This window comes from Cytobacillus sp. NJ13 (assembly GCA_030348385.1).
Classification (GTDB): Bacteria; Bacillota; Bacilli; order Bacillales; family Cytobacillaceae; genus Cytobacillus.
Map to the genome: position 1 here is coordinate 660,333 of JAUCFP010000006.1, position 19,517 is coordinate 679,849.

19 protein-coding genes and 1 pseudogene are annotated in these 19,517 nt (G+C 40.6%); 13 read left to right on the top strand and 7 right to left on the bottom strand.

From position 1 onward, the window contains the following. Positions 1 to 99 precede the first annotated feature (99 nt). The gene (locus QUF73_03180; GenBank protein ID MDM5225203.1) at positions 100 to 1,272 is read left to right on the top strand and encodes an MFS transporter; all 1,173 of its coding nucleotides are present in this window, start codon (positions 100 to 102) and stop codon (positions 1,270 to 1,272) included. Between the two features lie 146 nt (positions 1,273 to 1,418). On the opposite strand, the gene QUF73_03185 is transcribed toward QUF73_03180, so the two are convergent. Together QUF73_03185 and QUF73_03190 are read right to left on the bottom strand one after the other, a co-directional pair. Next, a complete protein-coding gene (locus QUF73_03185) occupies positions 1,419 to 1,910 on the bottom strand; it encodes a hypothetical protein (GenBank protein MDM5225204.1) in 492 nt (163 codons plus the stop codon). Between the two features lie 115 nt (positions 1,911 to 2,025). After that, on the bottom strand, positions 2,026 to 3,372 hold the full coding sequence (locus tag QUF73_03190) for a PLP-dependent aminotransferase family protein (GenBank protein MDM5225205.1): 1,347 nt from the start codon (positions 3,370 to 3,372) through the stop codon (positions 2,026 to 2,028). A gap of 146 nt (positions 3,373 to 3,518) precedes the next feature. Between QUF73_03190 and blaOXA the strand changes: the two genes are divergently transcribed. The 5 genes from blaOXA to QUF73_03215 all read left to right on the top strand — a co-directional run bounded on the left by blaOXA (position 3,519) and on the right by QUF73_03215 (position 9,787). Next, positions 3,519 to 4,316 carry a class D beta-lactamase gene (blaOXA, locus tag QUF73_03195; GenBank protein MDM5225206.1) on the top strand — a complete coding sequence of 266 codons (798 nt, stop codon included), beginning with the start codon at positions 3,519 to 3,521 and terminating at the stop codon, positions 4,314 to 4,316. A 199-nt stretch (positions 4,317 to 4,515) separates the two neighbouring features. Next, complete coding sequence (locus tag QUF73_03200) at positions 4,516 to 5,553, top strand: SDR family oxidoreductase (GenBank protein ID MDM5225207.1); 1,038 nt, start codon at positions 4,516 to 4,518, stop codon at positions 5,551 to 5,553. A gap of 238 nt (positions 5,554 to 5,791) precedes the next feature. Further along, positions 5,792 to 6,367 carry a glycerol-3-phosphate responsive antiterminator gene (locus QUF73_03205; protein ID MDM5225208.1) on the top strand — a complete coding sequence of 192 codons (576 nt, stop codon included), beginning with the start codon at positions 5,792 to 5,794 and terminating at the stop codon, positions 6,365 to 6,367. Positions 6,368 to 6,958: 591 nt separating this feature from the next. Continuing rightward, entirely contained in the window at positions 6,959 to 9,202 is a 2,244-nt protein-coding gene (locus tag QUF73_03210; GenBank protein MDM5225209.1) for a metallophosphoesterase, read from the top strand. A 456-nt stretch (positions 9,203 to 9,658) separates the two neighbouring features. Beyond that, positions 9,659 to 9,787, top strand: coding sequence for a hypothetical protein (locus tag QUF73_03215; GenBank protein ID MDM5225210.1), 129 nt, complete (start codon positions 9,659 to 9,661; stop codon positions 9,785 to 9,787). 56 nt (positions 9,788 to 9,843) lie between these two features. Here the strand turns inward: QUF73_03215 and abc-f are convergent, their stop codons facing one another. Continuing rightward, positions 9,844 to 11,310, bottom strand: coding sequence for an ABC-F type ribosomal protection protein (abc-f, locus tag QUF73_03220; protein MDM5225211.1), 1,467 nt, complete (start codon positions 11,308 to 11,310; stop codon positions 9,844 to 9,846). 2 nt (positions 11,311 to 11,312) lie between these two features. After that, positions 11,313 to 12,185 carry a methyltransferase domain-containing protein gene (locus QUF73_03225; protein MDM5225212.1) on the bottom strand — a complete coding sequence of 291 codons (873 nt, stop codon included), beginning with the start codon at positions 12,183 to 12,185 and terminating at the stop codon, positions 11,313 to 11,315. Positions 12,186 to 12,693: 508 nt separating this feature from the next. Between QUF73_03225 and QUF73_03230 the strand changes: the two genes are divergently transcribed. After that, the gene (locus tag QUF73_03230) at positions 12,694 to 13,200 is read left to right on the top strand and encodes a hypothetical protein (GenBank protein ID MDM5225213.1); all 507 of its coding nucleotides are present in this window, start codon (positions 12,694 to 12,696) and stop codon (positions 13,198 to 13,200) included. A gap of 69 nt (positions 13,201 to 13,269) precedes the next feature. Then, positions 13,270 to 14,115 (top strand): GNAT family N-acetyltransferase, encoded by an 846-nt coding sequence (locus QUF73_03235; protein MDM5225214.1) that lies wholly within the window; start codon positions 13,270 to 13,272, stop codon positions 14,113 to 14,115. 252 nt (positions 14,116 to 14,367) lie between these two features. Here QUF73_03235 and QUF73_03240 read toward each other — a convergent pair whose 3' ends face one another. Next, the gene (locus QUF73_03240; protein MDM5225215.1) at positions 14,368 to 15,237 is read right to left on the bottom strand and encodes an EamA family transporter; all 870 of its coding nucleotides are present in this window, start codon (positions 15,235 to 15,237) and stop codon (positions 14,368 to 14,370) included. 157 nt (positions 15,238 to 15,394) lie between these two features. Here QUF73_03240 and QUF73_03245 point away from each other — a divergent pair, with 157 nt between their 5' ends. Next, complete coding sequence (locus QUF73_03245) at positions 15,395 to 15,622, top strand: hypothetical protein (GenBank protein MDM5225216.1); 228 nt, start codon at positions 15,395 to 15,397, stop codon at positions 15,620 to 15,622. Between the two features lie 66 nt (positions 15,623 to 15,688). Here the strand turns inward: QUF73_03245 and QUF73_03250 are convergent, their stop codons facing one another. Continuing rightward, the gene (locus QUF73_03250; protein MDM5225217.1) at positions 15,689 to 16,060 is read right to left on the bottom strand and encodes a VOC family protein; all 372 of its coding nucleotides are present in this window, start codon (positions 16,058 to 16,060) and stop codon (positions 15,689 to 15,691) included. Positions 16,061 to 16,173: 113 nt separating this feature from the next. Next, positions 16,174 to 16,467 (bottom strand): phospholipase, encoded by a 294-nt coding sequence (locus QUF73_03255; protein ID MDM5225218.1) that lies wholly within the window; start codon positions 16,465 to 16,467, stop codon positions 16,174 to 16,176. 174 nt (positions 16,468 to 16,641) lie between these two features. Between QUF73_03255 and QUF73_03260 the strand changes: the two genes are divergently transcribed. The 4 genes and pseudogenes from QUF73_03260 (at position 16,642) to QUF73_03275 (ending at position 19,502) form a co-directional block, all read left to right on the top strand. Further along, complete coding sequence (locus QUF73_03260; protein ID MDM5225219.1) at positions 16,642 to 16,917, top strand: hypothetical protein; 276 nt, start codon at positions 16,642 to 16,644, stop codon at positions 16,915 to 16,917. Positions 16,918 to 17,010: 93 nt separating this feature from the next. Beyond that, on the top strand, positions 17,011 to 17,391 hold the full coding sequence (locus tag QUF73_03265; protein ID MDM5225220.1) for a VOC family protein: 381 nt from the start codon (positions 17,011 to 17,013) through the stop codon (positions 17,389 to 17,391). Positions 17,392 to 17,433: 42 nt separating this feature from the next. After that, positions 17,434 to 18,129, top strand: a pseudogene (locus QUF73_03270) (peptidase E). Positions 18,130 to 18,386: 257 nt separating this feature from the next. Further along, positions 18,387 to 19,502, top strand: a complete 1,116-nt coding sequence (locus QUF73_03275) for a cysteine desulfurase family protein (GenBank protein ID MDM5225221.1) — start codon at positions 18,387 to 18,389, stop codon at positions 19,500 to 19,502. Positions 19,503 to 19,517: the final 15 nt, after the last annotated feature.

Consider the following 19,517-nt stretch of genomic DNA (forward strand, 5'->3'; position numbering starts at 1 on the left):
AAACCTGTCAAGCCATCATAATAAATAATAAAATAATATCCTTTTATGATCGAAATATTTTCTCTAGAACAGTCAATCCACTGAAGGGTGACGGCCACATTGAAATTTCTTAATTATTTCGAGGAGCATTTAATCACAATAATTACATTTTTGATCATGATTGGAATTATGGGGACACGCCCTTTAATTTCATTGCTTTCAAATGATTTAAATGCAACCCCGATAGAGATAGGGATCATCATTGCCCTTTTTCCATTGCTTCCGACTTTTTTTGCTATAAAAATTGGCTATTATGTTGATTGGGTAGGATATAAGAAGCCTATCATTTTCAGCACAATATTGTGCACGTGCTCTCTAATTATTCCGATGTTTTTTGTAAGTCTGACAGCTGTTTATATTTCTCAATTAGCCGCAGGCATTGGGCAAACAATTTTTGTGGTTTCTGCACAGGCCATGGCTGGACAATTAAGCACGGAGGAATCCACGAGAGAGAAGTATATTATGAAATTCAGCATTGGTGTTGCTTTGGGCAGTTTTATCGGTCCGTTAGCCGGAGGAATTATAGGTGAGAAATATGGGTACCCATTTGCTATAGGGACTTTAGGCAGCATAGGTTTTATGTCAGTTATTCTTTCAATTTTTTTAAGAGGAAAAATAGAATCTCTTGAAAACAAATTTAAGAAAAAGAACAACATACTTGATTCTGTGAAATTATTAAAGAATCCCAATCTAAGGAAGGCTTTTTTAGTGAGTATTTTTGTATTGCTTGGTAAAGATATTTACACTGCCTACTTTCCACTATTAGCCTTAGAATTTGAATTGACTGTTTCAGCCATAGGCGTAATCATATCGATTAATGCTATTGCAGGCATTTTGATCAGGTGGTCTTTACCTTTTCTTTTACGTACATCTTCCCGGAACACCATTGCCATTAGCTCAATTATTTTATCTGGTATGTGTTTCCTTCTCTTGCCATTTTTTAATAGCATATCAGTTTTATCTTTGTTTTCCTTCATTTTAGGTATAGGCTTAGGGCTTGGTCAGCCGCTTTCTATATCTACAACTATTAACTACTTGCCAAACGAAAAAGTGGGAGAAGGGCTTGGCCTTCGATTAACAGCAAATCGACTGACTCAGATGTCAGCACCGGTTATTTTCGGAGCTATTGCAGATTTTATTAGTATGTCTGCTGTATTTTGGATCGTTGGGGGCATTTTGTTGCTCGGAGGAAGAAAGACGAGTTTAGTAGAAGGAAAAAAGGAAACATTTTAATGTGAACTCCAGAAGAATATATTTGTTTATAACAGGGTAAAGTCACCCTTCAGAAAGCTCAGGGCGACCTGAGCTTCCTATTATTAATTCATTTCTTTCAACCTACTTCTAGTATTCCATTATTATTTTATTAAATGGACCTGCTCTCAATAAAGATTATATTCTCCATTCTCCGGTCCGCTTCCAGCTGAAGGAAAAGTTACACCCATCGTACGCAAAGCTTCTTTAGCTTGTGTTAGGTAATTTTCTGCCTGGTCCTGCCATCTGATGATCAAACTTATAAACGCCTTATACTCAGGACCTGCATTTTCCTCCATTGTTTTTAGTCCTTCACGCACCTTTTTATCCTGATTTTCCGCATTCACGATGCAAGCCGCCATTGTGGCGATGATCGATTGCCGCTGCTCTCCATTTACTAGTCTATGGGCACATCCAACAGCGGTCACGCGGTGATACGAAGCCGGAACCAGGTGATTGTGCATCTCCGCATTTCCTTTTAAATCTTTGGTCTCGGGAATATGGAAAAGTTCAGAGCTCATCGAACAAACCATTTGTTCAGCATATAAACTTTGCTGCAGCAGCGTTAAAATATCTCTCCAGCTAGTTGCCCGATAATATGGATAATAATAAGGATTCAATCGAACCATCTCCTTTTATGGATATTGGAACCCCATCATCATTATAGATATGTTTGTTAATCGGGTGTCATGTCATCTTGTAAGGTGGCGGTTAGTCCTTATTTAAGCTTATCTTTTAGATATAAGAATGGGCTAACGCACGAATCCCGTCCCCGATCTTCTTCACTCCAACTGCAATTTTCCGGTCCTCCACCTGGGAGACACTCAATCGAATTCTATTTTGCTTTAGATATTCTGGAAGATACATGGGTGCAGCATCCTGAACCAATACATTTTTCTTTTGGAGATGCTTCACAAGATGCTTCGCTTTCATTCTGCCCGGGAGGACAACTGTCGAATAGAATCCCGAATCCCCGCCAGTAAATGAAGAATCGGGAGGCAAATGCTCCAGGTATGCCTTTTTGAGAATGGAACCTTTCTTTTTGTATTGCTGCCGGAGTTTATCAATATGGGCTTTAAACATACCGCTGCTTAAGTAAATCTCAAGTGCCCCTTGTGTAAGGACGGGTGTATGGACGTCCGCTGCAAATTTGGCTTGTGTAAAACGTTTCATTAAGGCTTCTGGAAGAACTGCCAATCCTAATCGCAGCCCTGGCAGCAAAACTTTCGAAAAGCTTTTTGTGTATATGACTCTTCCGGAAGGATCATAGGCAAACATGGGATCTGCCTTTTTCCTTGTATCGAGATCTCCCATATAGTCATCCTCCACTATATAGACATCATATTTCTGAGCAAGCTCGACCATATGCTTTTTTTCCTGGTTGGAGTAGCTGCAGCCTGTAGGGTTTTGAAATCTGGAAACGGTGTAGAAAAACTTGATGTTTCTCTCTCTGAATATCTTTTCTAAGTAATTGAGGTCAATTCCTTTCTGATTCACCTCTATGCCAATAGGCTTCAAGCCGCGGGAAGTGATGGAATCTATGAAACTGAAGTGGGTTGGCTGTTCCACGCAGATCTCTTTTTTTCTATTGGGAAAAGGGAGTGAGACCAAGAGATCCAGAGCCTGCTGGGAGCCGGATACAACCGCAATTCTTTCAGGCGGGGCGAAAACCTGCAGATCCTGAAGCTGAGCTGAAAGCTGATGCCGAAGACTCGGCAAACCGAGGGGATGGGAATACTGAAACATTTCCTCCTTATAAAGCTCAATTGCCTGATTCATACAATGCTGGTAATCACGGTATGGCATCTTGCTTTTATCCGGTCCTGCTGAGATAAAGTCAATGATCATAGGTTTTGGTTTTTTTGGCCTATCAGAGCCTACCGCAAAATAGCCGCTTTTTGGTACAGAGTAGATGAGGTGTGCCTTTTCCAATTCACTGTAAGCTTTCATCACTGTGTTGATGCCGCAGTTGAATTCTTTGGCAAATCTGCGGATGGAAGGGAGCTTTTCTCCGGCTTTCATGCGTTCATTATCCAATCTGGTTTGGATTTCCTCTATGATTTCATCATATTTAGTGCCCATGAATATACTCCTCTCGTGGGATTTGTATGGGTACAGTTGGCCAAAACTGTTCTTTTCTGTATCCATCATGCTGTTTATAGTATAAGGGACAAATATCAGAGCTGACATCATGACGGAAATCCTATTTTATGAAGGAGGAAGAAAAGATGAAGTGGATGAGAAGAGCGGGTATTGTGGTCCTTTCCGGGTTATTGCTGCTGACTGGTACAGGTGCTGAGGCATTAGGCGGAAAAGAAAACACAAAAGAGATGCACCTTGAAGAAGCTTTTGCAGGAAAAGAGGGCACTATGGTTCTCAAAAATCTTAAGAATGACAAAGTTTATGTCTACAACAAGGAGAGGAGCAAAGAGAGGCTGACGCCTGAATCAACCTTTAAGGTCGCCAATGCCCTAATCGGACTGGAAACTGCCGCTGTTAGAGATGAATACGAAGTGAAAAGGTGGGATGGAGTTGAACGCGAATTTGAAAGCTGGAACCGGGACCATTCGCTTGCTTCTGCCATGAGGGAATCAGCTATATGGTTTTATCAGGACCTGGCGAGAACGATTGGTGAAAAGAAGATGAATGAGTACGTTTCAAGGATAGAGTATGGCAACCAGGATATATCCGGTGGGATTGATGCTTTTTGGCTGGACAGCAGCCTGAGAATATCCGCAGCAGAGCAAGCTGATTTTGTCGAAAAACTGGTTGAAGAAGACTTGCCTTTTTCACAAAAGAACCAAAAGACAGTCAAACGTATGATGATTCAGGATGAACAGGATCATTTCATCCTGCACGGCAAAACCGGGACAAGATTGTCTGACATGGGACTGGGCTGGTACGTTGGCTTTATTGAAACAGAGAAGGGCACATGGGTGTTTTCGGTGAATATTGATGGAACAGGTACCGAGGCTAAGAATATTGCTGTGGAAGTACTGAAGGAGAAAAAAATCATTAAAAAGTAATTTTAACTGAACCTAATGAGGGAAACCATGCTTATGGTTTCCCAATTGTAAAAACTAAGCAGGAATAAATAGCTTATAGATAAAATGCTTTACCAAAATTCCCATATTTCTTAATACTCTCCGTATCTTTTTAAGAAGGAAAAACGTTATATAAGATGAATGTATTTATTGCAGCTATTAAAGTGAACGGGGGAAAAGTATGAAGGTTTTAATATTGGGAGGTACTCGTTTTTTAGGAAAAGCGCTGGCAGAAGAAGGCTTGAAAAGAGGTCACGATATCACATTATTCAATCGCGGAAATAATAAGGAAGCGTTTTCCGAAGTGGAACAGCTCGTAGGTGATAGAGATGGTGATGTGTCCCAGCTCAAAAACCGAAAATGGGATGCCGTAATGGATACATGCGGATTCGCGCCGAACCAAATTAACAAAATCGCAGCAGTTCTTGGAGATAGCATCGAACATTATACGTATATTTCTAGCATCTCTGTATATAAAGACTGGATTCCGCTCAATCTCACGGAAGACTATCATTTACAGTCCATGCCGCAGGATCGATTGAAAGACGTTGAGGAAGGCAGAATTTCTCCTTACGAGTATTACGGCGCGTTGAAGGTCTTATGCGAAGCGGAAGCAGAAAAACATTGGCCGGGGCGAGTGCTGCATATCAGGGCAGGTCAGCTGGTTGGACCGTTTGACTATACAGATCGGCTCCCATACTGGGTTCAGCGTGTCTCGGAAGGCGGAAATATAGTGGTGCCGGGACGTCCGGATCGTCCAATTCAATTGATCGACGTGAAGGATATAGCAGCATGGGGCTTTAATATGGCGGAAAATAGCAAAGCTGGAACGTACAATCTTACAGGCCCCGATTATGAATTGACGATGGAGGAGCTTTTGAATACATGTAAGTCAGTTACAAACAGCAATGCTAAATTTGTCTGGACCGATGAACAATTTGTATTGGATCATCAAATAAAGCCATGGACTGAAATGCCGTTATGGATTCCTGAACATTTCCCGTTAGATGGAGAAGATAAACCGTGGCACATGTGCATCAGCGTAAAAAAGGCCATAGAAAACGGACTTTCATTCAGGCCGCTTGAAGATACAATTCATGATGTATATCAATGGGAGAAGGGGAGACAGGATTCCGGACGAAAAGCAGGGATATCTCGTGAAAAAGAGCAAGAGCTGCTGGACGCCTGGTTTCAAAAAGATAAAAAGGATACTTTGTGATGGGGTATTATCCCAACGTCCATATTAGGCTGTACTTACCTTACTAAAAATAGTGCTAATAAAAAATGACAGGTACGAATTACACTGTCATTTTTTTTTACACTTACCAATCTATTTGTAAACTATCAGTTACCGTCCTTCTGCCTTTTGACTACTCAGAAACTTAATAATCCTTTACAAAAGGGTACCTATTTCTTAATGACAAAGTGCTATAAACATATTATTGGAGGTGGAAGTGATGGAGAAAAAAGTTTTAGTGGAAAATAATCCTATTATAGCTGCTGTACGTGATGTCTCATTAATTGAGAAGGCTGTTCTTTCACCTGTGGAGACGATCTTTCTGATGACAGGTGATATTTTTTCAATTAAGCATTGCGTTGAAGAAAGCAGGAAATATCATAAGTCGATTTATCTGCATGTTGATCTCATTAAAGGAATAGCGAATGATCGGGAAGGAATAAAATACTTGTCTCAAAAAGTAAAGCCAGATGGTATTGTTTCGACAAAAAATCAATTGATTCAGGCAGCTAAAAAAGAGGGATTATTAGCGATTCAGCATTTATTTATGCTAGATACACAAGCATATGAAAATGGAATTCGAAACGTATCTAATGTACAGCCTGATGCAATTGAGATTATGCCCGGATTAATGCCAAGAGTCATACGGGAGTTTTACGAAAAGATAGATTGTCCAATTATTACAGCTGGATTAATTAAACATCCGAATGAAATAAAAGAGGTGTTAGAGGCTGGAGCACACGGTGTAGCGATCGGTGAACCTGAATTATGGAATACAGACTATAAATCTATTTGAAATATGGAAATTAGCAGGATTAATGAACTTGATTATTGTAATAAAATTTAATAATAAATTTACTTACTGCCAATACTGTCTAAATAAAAAAGTTTTACTATGAAAGTGTAGATTATGAATCACTAACATAGCAGAAAATTTAAAATCGAATATTATTAACTGCCGAGGGTGGAGTTAATGGAGAAAACCCAGGTATAGTTACTAGTCTTATTAAACATGAACATGTTTTTTAAGTCTGGCTATACGTGGGTTTTTTTGTTGGTTTCTTTAGTCAATTTAGGATGAGGTAACAAATTGAATATACCAATCAAAAGTAGAGATTGAAGATCTTAATGAGCTTACTTGTAAATCTTACTGCGCTGTCTCTGTCAATTGATCTCCACGAAAGTGGTTTCAATATAAAAACCTATATTTTGAAATGGGGGATTAGTTATTAGAGTATTTAGAAAAATCCAGTTATGCGAGTAGCATCAGGTTTATCACTTTCTGTACGCAACCTCGTTAAATGACGAATGTTTCGCCATTGGCATTGACTAGGTAAGAGGACCTCGAGATTCTTATCCCAAAAATTAAAAAGGATGGATGTAAAAGATGAAAGCAACTAAATTCGTTTTTGTTTTGATGATGATTTTCAGTTTAGTAGTGGTTCCTTCTTTCCAAGGATCCAACCAAGCAGAGGCAAGCTCATCTGCTTTTAAAATTGCTGTCCTTCCTGATACCCAAAACTTAGCAAGTAACCATCCGGAAATCTTTCGCGCCCAAACGCAGTGGATTGCCGACAACTCGGAGGAACAGAATATCAAGTTTGTCGTTCACGAGGGAGACATCACTAACAATAACAATATACCCCAGTGGGAGGTTGCTTATGATGCGATGCGAACTTTAGATGGGGTTGTTCCTTATACGGTTTTACCTGGAAACCATGATATGGGTACAGGCGGTTCGGCAAATACACGAGATACCACTTTATTTAATACCTATTTTCCGGTAAGTGATTTTTCCGGAACTGGGACTTTTGGGGGTGTTTATCCAGCTGAACCAGATAAGTATGATAACAATTATCATACCTTCAACGCTGGAGGAGCGGACTGGTTAGTACTTTCGCTGGAATTTGGACCAAGAGATCCTGTATTGGATTGGGCGAACGAGGTTGTTTCTTCTCATCCCAATCACCGTGTCATAGTAGTAACGCATAGCTATATGTTTTCTGATGAGACACGTCAAAATACAGGACATTCCTGGAATGCCCATAATTATGGTGTAGCTTCAGAGCCAGGTGGAGTTAATGACGGGGAAGAAATGTGGCAGAAATTCGTTAAGCTGCATCCAAATATCTCAATGGTACTTAATGGACACGTGTTGAATGATGGTCAAGGTCGTCGTGTATCTGTAGGAGATTATGGAAATAAAGTCTACCAAATGCTATCTAACTACCAGATGCAAGCAAATGGAGGAAATGGTTTTATTCGTCTTCTGGAAATCGATCCGGAAGCAGGGACGATAAAAGCAACCAGTTACTCCCCTTATCTAGATGAATACAAAACAGACTGGCAAAATGAATTCCAATTTACAAACGCTGAGCTTGGTACACCTGATTCAGATGTTAAAAAAACTAGGTATCTCTTCAATGATGATTTTAGCGAGGATAAGAAACGTGATGATGACGGGCATATGAAAGACTGGACGATCGTGGATGAGGGAACGATTGACGCACCATCCAAATGGTCAGTTGTGAATGGGGAAGTTGTACAATCTTCCAACATCTATGGTCCGAATGTTTCTGCTGTTGACAATCGTAAGGGGACCTTTGCATATTACGACAAGAGCGGTGCCTTCAATTGGGAGGATTACACCTTTTCCTCAATATTACGCGCCACCGATAATGACGGAATTGGTCTGATGTTCCGCTATCAGGATCCAGATAACTACTATAAACTAGAATTGGACAACCAGCGTAAATTCTCCAAGCTCTTCAAAGTCGTTGATGGAGTGGAAACAACCCTGGCTCATGTGGCTGAACCAGCGTATATCCCAGGCACCAAATTTGAACTAGAAATCAAAGTGGTTGGGAATCAGATCCAGGCATACCGAGATGGAATCGATATATTTGGAGGGCCTATTATCGATGATTCCCATTCAAAAGGTACGGTAGCTTTATATTCATGGGGAAATCAGAGTAACTACTATGATGATGTGCTGGTTAAAGATGTTACACAATCTAGGGAACTCTTGAAGGATGATTTTAGCAGGGGCAAGAACCGTGATGATGCCGGTCCTATGGAAGACTGGACAGTCGTGGATGAGGGAACGATTGACGCACCATCTAAATGGTCGGTTGTGAGAGGAGAAGTTGTACAATCTTCCAACATCTATGCTCCGGATGTTCCTGCTGTTGACAATCGTAAGGGTACCTTTGCTTATTACGACAAGCACAGTGCCTTCAATTGGAAGGATTACTCATTTTCCACTACATTACGCTCTACCGATAATGACGGAATTGGTCTGATGTTCCGCTATCAGGATCCAGATAATTACTATAAACTAGAATTGGACAAGGAGCGTCAATTCTCCAAGCTCTTCAAAGTCGTCGACGGAGTGGAAACAACACTGGCCCATGTGGATAAACCAGGATATATCCAAGGCGCCAATTTTGAACTAGAAATCAAGGTGGTTGGGAATCAGATCCAGGCATACCAGGACGGAATCGATATATTTGGAGAGCCTATTATAGATGATTCCCATTCAAAAGGTACGGTAGCTTTATATGCTTGGGAAAATCCGAATAGCTACTTCGATGATGTGATGGTTAAAAATGAAAAAAAGAATGAAAAGTAATGCATGGAATTAGTAGAATCCAACTATCATAGCCATGATTGAGTTTGAGAATAGTCTTTACACCTCGAAGAGCGGATATTTTAAAATACTCCGTTATTCGGGGTTTTTTGTTTAAATTATAAAGCTAAGGGGAGACCTATTATCTTGATATTTAATGGGGGTACGGCAACCAAAAGCGAAACATGGGACTAAATGCAAAAAAATCCAATTACACGGAGTTGTTCAGTGATAATAAAATTATTTACTCCCAACTGCGTAAAGCTGCATGCTTCTATTCTGAATTATGGTATTTAAACTCTAAATCTAGTTGAAATGTGAAAAATTTTTAACAATAAAATTCCTTAATAACAATACTGATTTAATAAAAAAGTTTTACTATGACAATGTAGATGATGAATCACTTATAAAGTCAATAATTTAAAATTACATATTATATAACTGCCAAGGGTGGAGTTAATGGAGAAAACCCAGTTTCTTCAACAGCTTTATTTGGACATCCAAACATTAGCTGCTATAACCCAAAACGGTGACACCGGATTAGTTGAGATAGAATCGGTTGCTGCTTTACCCAAAAACGCCAAATAAGCCGCATAACTAAAGAAATGGACCCTCCTGCAAAAGCAGTCGGGTCCATTTTTCTTTTAGCTCTTCTTTAGAACCAGCACATGATCTTCTATGGCATACACACAATCAGCCACTCGTTCCACAAATACTTTATCATGGGATACCAGCAGGATGGTTCCTTCATATGCTTTAATAAATGTCTCCAGAGCTTCAATACAGAAAATATCCAGGAAATTTGTCGGCTCATCTAAAATCAGTACATTATATCTGCCCAGGAAAAGCTGGCACAGCACTAGACGGATAGCTTCACCGCCGCTCAAACTGCGCACATCCTTTTTCAGGTCATTTCCTGTAAAACTCATGGAGTGAAGAACAGAACGAATTTTACTATCATCATAATCGCTTTTTTCTTTCATATATTCCAGCACGGTTTTGCTTTTATCGAATTGATAATCCATCTGTTCATAGGCGCCTATAACCGCTTTCGGAGAGATGGTTATGCCCTCGCCGCGATTCAGGATGTGGTTGAGCAGAGTTGTTTTTCCTGATCCGTTTTTTCCTGTAATGGCAATGGTATCGCCAAGGGGGAATTGGAAGCCTGCTTCTTTCAGAAGTGTTCTTTCTCCGCCTTTTAAAGTTACCCGATCGCCCATAATCGGAAATTTATTGTGCATTTCCAGTGCCGGCTGCTGATGAAAACGAACTGTCATTTCTTCCTTTGGCGCATCCACATTCTCCAGCATCTGTACCCGCTGTTCAATTGCTTTGGCAGCGCGCTGGACAGCTTTTTGGCTTGTATCCTTGGATTTTGTCATAAACATTTTATTGGCTTTGGCCTTTGTTTCCTTTTTGGAGATATGTCCATTGGCCTGTGTAATTTTATCAGCCTTTTTCATTTTTTCCTCAGCCGCTTTTAATAGGCGGGACTTCTCTTTCACATATTTTTCATGCTGCTCGAGCTGCTGTTTTCTCTGCAGGTCTTTTTGTTCGGTGTAATCAGAATAGTTACCCGTATATTCTGTCACAGATCCATCTTCAATTTCCCAAATTTTCGTGACGAGCTTGTCAAGCACATACCGGTCATGGCTTACCAGCACAAGGGCTCCATAATAATAGGTCAGCTCTTCAATAAAGAATTGTGTGCCTTCTTTATCAAGGTGGGTGGTTGGCTCATCAATTAATAAGCCTTCGTAATAGCTTGAGAATAGTTGCGCCAATTTCCTCCTGGTTCTTTCCCCGCCGCTTAAATTTTCTATTTCGGTTTGAGGAATCGATAATTGACCAGCCAGTTTATAATCTATTTCACTCGCTTCTGGCGCTGACAGCTGATCAAAATAGGCAAAATCAGCAAATCTTTTAACCAGTCCTTTTTCAGACTTTAACTGTCCAGCCATCAGCTTCAGAAGGGTGCTTTTACCAGCCCCGTTTTTTCCGACAATGCCAATCCGGTCAAACTGATGCACGGCCAACCGGGGAATATTTAATACTAATCTATCTAAATAGGACACTTCAATAGTTTCTAATTCAAAAAGTACATTTTCCATTCTTATAACCTCATTTCTTTTTGGTTTAATCCGATTAAAATATCTGCGTCGATGGTTATTTTGCTGCTCTTGGTGATAAATGCATCCAAAGCTGTCTCACTTGAATCCCAGGCAAGTGGAGACATCTGCACTAAATGTGTCCGTTCACTTTTATTCAGCTCTCTTGCATCCGACACAGTGATTTTGTCAGTGAGTGTAAAATGCTTTTTAAAAAGTGAAATGGTTTCATCATTCTTGTAAAGACTATTCTCTTTGCTTCCATGAATGGCATCCCGCAGCTCTTTCAAATGGGCAGCTCGCGGAACCACCTTAATGATGAGCCCATCTGGAACTAACATCCTTTTAAACTCCCTGTAATTAGAAGGAGAAAAGATATTTAAAATCATATTCATAGAGTGATCAGCTAGAGGAGATTTTGCCAGATCCCCGACAAGCCAAATCGGATGTTTATAACTTTTTGCAGCCTGAGCAATACCGGCTTTGGATAAATCCAGGCCAATTCCTGTCAATGTTTCATTTCTGGATTTGCCCAATATCTTTTCCAGATGTGATCCTTCACCGCATCCTGCATCAAGGATTAAGGCAGGGGTGTCAGAATCGGCGGAATAGGTGTCAATTACGGCTGATATTTTCTCATGAAGCAGTTTAAAAAGTTCACTCTCCATAATGATTTTCTTCCTGGCTTCAAATAAGGCTTTATTGTACCGGCTCTTCGGTGAATGGCTGAGCGTGTTCACATAGCCATGGTGTGAAATATCAAAGGTATGCCTGCTCGGGCAAATCAGGCTTTTCGATTGAACAACCTGAAGTGAGCCTTGACAGAGCGGGCATCTAAGTGCATTTCTGAAATTTTTATATTTTGCATGAATCTCCATTTTTCTTCTTCCTTTCAATAAAAAAATCACAGGCATCTGCCTGTGATTCAGAGTAAAGGGAAGAGGACCCATCCTAATTCGGTTAGGGGCTGATCAGGAGCCGTCAGAAAATAAACCTTCCTTTTGTTTGTCATCGGAAAGGTGAATAGACATAAAAAAAGAAAGGCAGAAAAATCCGCCTTTCCATCCATATCAAAATTGCCATAGATTATTGGCAAAATAAGAAATAACACCAATATGGGCTATTTCAATATGAATTGAAGATTATTAAAAAAGGACAGACTAATCCCGTTTACTCTGTTAACACAAACAGAGCCTTTGAACGTATTAAATTACTGGTTCAAAGTTGGGAATCGAAGTCTCATTGCGTGTGTCATTTTTTAATAATCCTCCTAAAATAAGTAGATACAGTGGTTATTATAAATTCATCTATTAAAAAAGTCAAAGGTTCCTCCGAATTTTAAAGCGAAGGAAGGGGAAAATTAGTCTTTGAAACGGAGGAAATCCAATGAAAAAAAGATTCTTAATTTTAGCGGCATTTGTTGCATTTTTTACATCTCAAATAGATGCAGCTCATGCAGGGTCCCTTTCCTATCCCTGCAGCATTGTGCTGGAGTCTGTAAAAGACATCCCGAATATCCAGGGGACAGCTCTTATAACTAAAGTGAAGAAACCATATTCAGATAAGCCGGGGAGTCCTGTCAGAGAACGGACAGCTATTGGAATCTACGCTGACTGGATGCCCTTGCCTTCAGCATTTGGCGATTATGATCAATATGAAGGGTTTGCACAAATACCTGGTGTGATCAGCTGGAGATTTAAAATGTATGCTGTTCAGGAAGATCAGCCAAGCTGGTTTGGGGGCTCACTATGGGTCGGCAGGTATGACGAAATATCCGCAGAGCTTTCTCCTGATGCAATCGTGCAATTGCGTCTATCCAATTCCCGTTCCGGTAATCTGGGACCGGCAGTTTTACAAGGTACATTAAAGGGATGTGGAAAGCAGGAAGGATAATGTATTAGCAATCTTTAATTATAATGAGGGAGTAAATTTTAACAGAAGGGATATAGAGGGAGAAACCAAATGATATTAGAGCTAGGAGAACTAAATGAAAGCGATATTCCCGGACTGATTGATCTGTCGGCTTCAGTTGGCTGGGATTATGACGAACATGAGGTTGGAACCCTGTTGAGATCCGGCAGAGTTTTCGGGCATAAAAATGCTGAGGGCAGTATTGTTTCGAGTGCAGCAATCATTCGTTATGATACTAATTTGGCCTCTATTGGCATGGTTATTGTTCATGAAGAATATAGAGGATTAGGGCTGGGAAAGGAAGCAGCTCAAAGGTGTGCATCCAGTGTCCCTGGCGATATAGCCGTAATGTTAATTGCGACAAAGGAAGGCAAGCCTTTGTATGAGAAAATGGGCTTCATCACTGTGGATTTTATTCACAAATATATTTGTGATGAGGTTGCTTCAGATAAGTCTGAAGATGGACTTTCTATTGAAGCATTTATTCAGTCAGATTTTCCGAAAATCCTCGAAATAGATGCTGCTGCCTTTGGAGATAAGCGAAGCGCTTTTCTGCGCAATCGAATCCGCCAGTCCAAACAATGTCTTGTTGCTAAAAATAATAATGGAGAAATCATTGGATATGGATTATCCATACATGGGCCAGTAAATTTAATTCTCGGACCCATTGCAGCTCCAGATTCTGAAACAGCTGCTTTAATCGTAGAAAAATTGGCTTTACATCATAAAGGGAAGCTGCGAATTGATGTTCCAGAGGGAAGAACGGATTTTATGTCCTATTTGGAGCGAAGCGGTTTCGTTAAAGCAAATACTCCCCCAGTCATGATGAAAAATTCAGCAGCTATGCCGCAGAGGAACCATTCCTTATATGCTATTGCTTCGCAGGCTTTTGGATAGGGGAATGATGAAATTGGCTATGCGCAAATAAATATTTTTATCCGCACATAAAATAGTGCTATGTGCAAATAAAATATTTTATCCGCATGTAAATTTGGTCTATCCGCACGTAAATTATGTTAGCACATAAATAATGCTTAAATAGTTTCTGAAAAGCGACTACGGGAAGCCCAATCTCCATACAAAATCAATAAAAACGGCTCAAACTCAGGGTTTAAGCCGTTTTTTTATGTAATTATCTTTAATTATTTCCTAGATAATCAGCAATGCCGTCCCGATCGTAATCAAAATTGCGCCTGCAATTGTATTCATAGTCGGTCTTTCTTTTAAAATAATAAAACTTAATATCATTGTCAGCACCACACTAAACTTATCGATGGGGTTAACCACACTAACCTTGCCGATGGCGAGAGCGCCGAAATAGCACAGCCAGGATAATCCGGTTGCGGCTCCCGAGAGGAAAAGAAATAGATAAGACTTTTTAGAAATGTTTTTAAGATCCTTAAACGTCCCCTGAAAAAACACAATTCCCCATGCGAAAATAATGATGACCACAGTTCGGATGAAAGTAGCCACATTGGAGTCAACGTCTTCAATTCCTATCTTTGCTAAAATATTGGTGGCTGCAGCAAATACCGCAGACAATACCGCCAGGAAAATATACGATTTTGTATTGAATACTTTCCTCTTGCGGCTCTTTTTCCTGTCTTTGCCGATTAAAACAAAGGTTCCAATGGAGATAATGACTCCCCCTGAAACAACTAAAGCTGTAGCGGGTTCCCTTAGAATAATAAATGATAACAGGATGGTTAAGACGACGCTCGACTTATCAATGGGTACTACTTTTGACACATCTCCGATCTGAATGGCTTTAAAGAAACAGATCCATGATAAGCCTGTTGTCAGGCCTGAAAGAACGAGAAATATGTACGATTTTACAGAAATAGTCAAGATGCTTTCTGTTTCTCCGGTAATCACGACCATTAGATAGGCCATGATGACCACCACAATCGTCCGGACTGCTGTAGCCAGATTGGAATCAACTTTTTCAATGCCAATTTTTGCGAGGATGGCTGTGAAGGATGCAAATACTGCGGCAAGCAGAGCTAAAATGATGCTCATAGACATGTTCTCCATTTCTTCAATGGGATTAATATATACATTTTATTTTACTGAAGTGCCTATAGAATATTCTCTGTTTCCATTAGTATAATTCATAAAATTCTGTTTTCCTGTTGAGTAATCTATATTATAGTTTGATTAAGCAAGGAGGCAGAAAATGGATCAAATTGATAAAAGGAACCGCTTGGATGATGAACCATTTAGTTTTCGGGTAAATAAGAATAGCACAGTATTTCTTGATTATAATGGAAAACAAGTGAAAATTCTAAAAGGAAAAGATGCAGAGAAGTTTCTAAAAAAAATGAATGATGCTGAAGATGAAAAGAGCAGGCAATTAATTATGGCGAAGATAACGGGGAACTTTAAACGGGGAAATGAACGGTAATTGTTTTAAGCTAAAACAGCAGTGTCAATTTGCACTGCTGTTTCTATTTTTATGTAACCAGAATTTCTACCTATGCTGGTCGAAAAGAATGGCGTTGCCATCCGGATCTTCGAGGGTGAAGCTTGCAGGGCCGGAGCCTGACTCATCTGCTTCGTTTATAATATGAATTCCTTGTTCCTTCAGCTGCTTTTGAAGGTCCCGAATGTCAGTGAATCCCTCTAAATTTTCTGCGTTTTGGTTCCAGCCAGGGTTAAATGTAAGGATGTTTTTCTCGAACATGCCTTGGAATAGACCTATCACACAGTTTTCATTCTTTAAGATCAGCCAGTTTTGCGCAATATCCCCGCCTAATGCTTCAAAACCAAGTTTTTCGTAAAACTCTTTTGACTTCTTAATGTCTTTAACAGTTAAACTTACTGAAAATGCTCCCAGTTTCATAGTTCCTCCTTGGATAAGTTTTTATATAATTCAGATAACACTCCTTGAGTTTAATCGAAGCCATTTTATAAAGCAATAGAGTTGTCATTAAAAAAGCGGCTAGCGCCGCTTTTTTAATACAGTCTTCTTCTCCTGAACCGGCTGCAGGTAAAATCGGTTTGGATTTTCATATAAATATAAATGATCGACGCAATTGTTCCTTCTTCACCATGCCTATTTGTTTTAGGCTTCAGGCATCTGAGGAATTCCTGGTCACAGCTGCATTTTGATCTCCCGCTTGTCCAGCATTTATCATGTGCCTTGCAGCAGGCATCCACGCCATTAATAGGGGCTTCTGGTCCGCTGCATCCGGGACCGCACCATCTGTATCCGGGGAAAAGGCAAGGAATCTGTTTTCTTCTTGTCAATAGTATCCCTCTTTTAATATCAATTTAATTATAGATATGGCAGAATCCTATTAGAGGTGTGGTTACATATCTACTAAATGAAGATTGTTTTCGGATAAAGGGCAGGGGCCCATACCCCATAGGCATCTGACGCATATCCTTTACTGTAGGACATATACAGAGGAGGAGTTCCGTTTGGATTACCAATATCAGCACATGCCAGTGACACAGGAGTATATTCCGCACAATGGCATGTATTTCAATGACCATCGAGTCCGGCCTGGGTTTGGATTCGGAAGACCAGGATTTGGTTTTGGGCGTCCAGGATTCGGGTTTGGAGGACCTGGGTTTGGGCTTGGACTTGGATTTTTAGGGGGGCTTGCGGCCGGAGCATTGCTGGCACCTGGGCCAGGCTTTGGATATCCATACTATCCATACTATCCTTACCCGCCATATCCTTACTATTATTAAGGGGAAAGAGCTTTGTCATGCGGCAGGGCTCTCTTTTAATTGATTTAATTTTCCGAATTGTTTAGTATTAAATAAAGATAGGAGTGTGAGAGCATGATTAAACAAGTCGGACAAATAATGCTATACGTTAACAATCAGGATGAAGCAGTGAATTTTTGGACTGAAAAAGCCGGGTTTAAGGTAATAGCCGAAGAAGATAATGGCCAGAGAATGAGATGGATCGAAGTGGCTCCATCAAAGGAGGCGGAAACGAGCATCATTCTCCACAATAAGGAGTGGGTAGAGAAGATGTCGCCGGGGTTAAACCTGGGCACCCCATCATTGATGTTCTTCACAGAAAATATTGAACAACTGTATAGCGACTTTTCAAAAAAGGACATTCCCGTTGGAGAAATTGTAGACATGCCTTCCGGCCGGGTTTTTAACTTTGCTGATGGGGAAGAAAATTACTTTGCTGTGATGGAGAAAAAGTGAGAAAGGGATTGGAAGAGCTGCTAAATTGAGAGGTGTGGAGAGATGAAACAAATTATTGCTCTCGGAGGCGGAGGGTTTTCTATGGAGCCCGACAATCCATCATTAGATGAGTATATACTTAAACATTCTGGCAAACCGAATCCCAAGATTTGTTTTGTCCCTACTGCAAGCGGTGATTCCGACCAATAAACAAACAGATTCTATCATTCTTTTGAAAAAATGCCCTGTCAGCCATCCCATTTATCTTTATTTAAACCGCCAACCAGAGATATTGAAGGATATATAATGGTAAAAGATATTATTTATGTTGGTGGAGGCAGCACGAAAAATCTCGTTGCTTTGTGGAAGGAATGGGGATTAGATGCATTGCTTAATAAAGCATGGAATCAAGGGATTATTATGGCTGGCATAAGCGCCGGCTCTTTATGCTGGTTTGAAGAAGGCGTCACAGATTCCTTTGGCGATGAAAAGCTGGATCCGATAAAATGTTTAGGATTTTTAAAAGGCAGCAATTGTCCTCATTATGATGGTGAATTAAATAGAAGGCCTTCCTATCATCGATTTTTGTCTGAAAACAAAATCAAAGCCGGTATAACGGCAGATGATGGAGCTGCCATTCACTACATAGACCAGGATATTCTGAGGATTGTCAGCTCAAGGCCTGATGCAAGCGCGTATAAAGTATATTTTGATGGAGAGGTAAAAGAAGAAGTGCTTGAAGCTGAATTTTTAGGATAACAACTTACGGGAAAAGCGTACAAAAAATCGTCAGGACCACTAATCTGAACAGTTTCTCAAGCATTCCGCCAGCTCCTTTCGATTATGCTTAGTTTTATTCTAAGTGATCTTTATTAATAGAAAATAAATGGCCTGTAAAGTTTTTGTTAAATGTATTATAGGAATTCGCTGGCATCCCTTTTCCTATGAGCCCGAAGCAGCTCTATTTCCTCTATTTTCATGATTTTGATATTCTTATGGCAAAGGGGGAAAAGGGAATGAAAAAAGTTTATCTCGATTACAATGCAAGCACACCTTTGGCACCGGAGGTTGTGGATGCCATGAATCCGCTGCTGTCGGACTTTTATGGGAATCCTTCCGCACTGCATTGGGCTGGGCAGCCAGTAAAAGAGAAGCTGATGATTGCAAGGAAACAGGTGGCTGGCTTGTTGTCATGTTTGCCGGAAGAGGTTATTTTTACAAGCGGCGGAAGTGAAGCGAATAATTTGGCATTAAAGGGTTATTATTTCAAACATCAGCAAAAAGGCAAACACATTATTACGTCAAAAGTCGAGCATCCTGCCATTGTAGAGCCCCTGAAATTTCTGGAGCGTCTCGGTGCTGAAATCACCATGGTGGATGTAGATGCATTTGGGATGGTATATCCTGAGGATGTTGAAAATGCCATACGGGAAGATACAATCCTGATCACCATCATGCATTCAAACAATGAAGTGGGGACCCTTCAGCCGATTGATGAAATAGGGGGAATCGCCAGAAGACACAGGATCGCTTTTCATACCGATGCTTCTCAATCCGCGGGCAAGGTACCCGTTGATGTCGATCTTCTGAATGTGGATATGCTCACTATAGCAGGCCATAAATTGTATGCCCCTAAAGGAATTGGCGCCTTATATATCAGAAAAGGCATAGAGCTTGAGCCGCTCATTCATGGGGCCGGACACGAGTTTGGATTGCGTGCAGGAACAGAGAACACTCTGCTGGCAGCTGGGCTCGGAAAAGCCTGTGAGTTGGCTCAGGAGCATGTCTGGGACCGCAAGCTTGCTGAATTAACGAATTATTTTTGGGGTCAATTGAAGGAGACATTTGGTGATGAGGTTGCCCTTAATGGCCATGAAGAAAAGCGGCTCCCGAATACTCTGAATGTCAGTTTTATCAATGGGGTTGGCCAGGACATTTTAGCCGCCATCCCACAGCTTGCTGCCTCTACAGGATCAGCCTGCCATTCAGGCAAAGTGGATTTGTCTCCTGTTTTGAGGGAAATGAAGGTTCCTGAACATGTTGGAATGGGTGCTGTCAGATTCAGTCTTGGAAGATATACGATAAAAGAGGAACTTGATCAGGCGGTTTCCTGGCTGAAAGAAACAGTTTAAGAGCTCTAGGCAGCC

Excerpts from the sequence above, each read along its gene's own strand:
- QUF73_03190 (MDM5225205.1), bottom strand. The coding sequence starts at position 3,372 with ATGGGCACTAAATATGATGAAATCATAGAGGAAATCCAAACCAGATTG.
- blaOXA (MDM5225206.1), top strand. The coding sequence starts at position 3,519 with ATGAAGTGGATGAGAAGAGCGGGTATTGTGGTCCTTTCCGGGTTATTG.
- QUF73_03200 (MDM5225207.1), top strand. The coding sequence starts at position 4,516 with ATGAAGGTTTTAATATTGGGAGGTACTCGTTTTTTAGGAAAAGCGCTG.
- QUF73_03205 (MDM5225208.1), top strand. The coding sequence starts at position 5,792 with ATGGAGAAAAAAGTTTTAGTGGAAAATAATCCTATTATAGCTGCTGTA.
- QUF73_03210 (MDM5225209.1), top strand. The coding sequence starts at position 6,959 with ATGAAAGCAACTAAATTCGTTTTTGTTTTGATGATGATTTTCAGTTTA.
- QUF73_03215 (MDM5225210.1), top strand. The coding sequence starts at position 9,659 with ATGGAGAAAACCCAGTTTCTTCAACAGCTTTATTTGGACATCCAAACA.
- abc-f (MDM5225211.1), bottom strand. The coding sequence starts at position 11,310 with ATGGAAAATGTACTTTTTGAATTAGAAACTATTGAAGTGTCCTATTTA.
- QUF73_03225 (MDM5225212.1), bottom strand. The coding sequence starts at position 12,185 with ATGGAGATTCATGCAAAATATAAAAATTTCAGAAATGCACTTAGATGC.
- QUF73_03230 (MDM5225213.1), top strand. The coding sequence starts at position 12,694 with ATGAAAAAAAGATTCTTAATTTTAGCGGCATTTGTTGCATTTTTTACA.
- QUF73_03235 (MDM5225214.1), top strand. The coding sequence starts at position 13,270 with ATGATATTAGAGCTAGGAGAACTAAATGAAAGCGATATTCCCGGACTG.
- QUF73_03240 (MDM5225215.1), bottom strand. The coding sequence starts at position 15,237 with ATGAGCATCATTTTAGCTCTGCTTGCCGCAGTATTTGCATCCTTCACA.
- QUF73_03245 (MDM5225216.1), top strand. The coding sequence starts at position 15,395 with ATGGATCAAATTGATAAAAGGAACCGCTTGGATGATGAACCATTTAGT.
- QUF73_03250 (MDM5225217.1), bottom strand. The coding sequence starts at position 16,060 with ATGAAACTGGGAGCATTTTCAGTAAGTTTAACTGTTAAAGACATTAAG.
- QUF73_03265 (MDM5225220.1), top strand. The coding sequence starts at position 17,011 with ATGATTAAACAAGTCGGACAAATAATGCTATACGTTAACAATCAGGAT.
- QUF73_03275 (MDM5225221.1), top strand. The coding sequence starts at position 18,387 with ATGAAAAAAGTTTATCTCGATTACAATGCAAGCACACCTTTGGCACCG.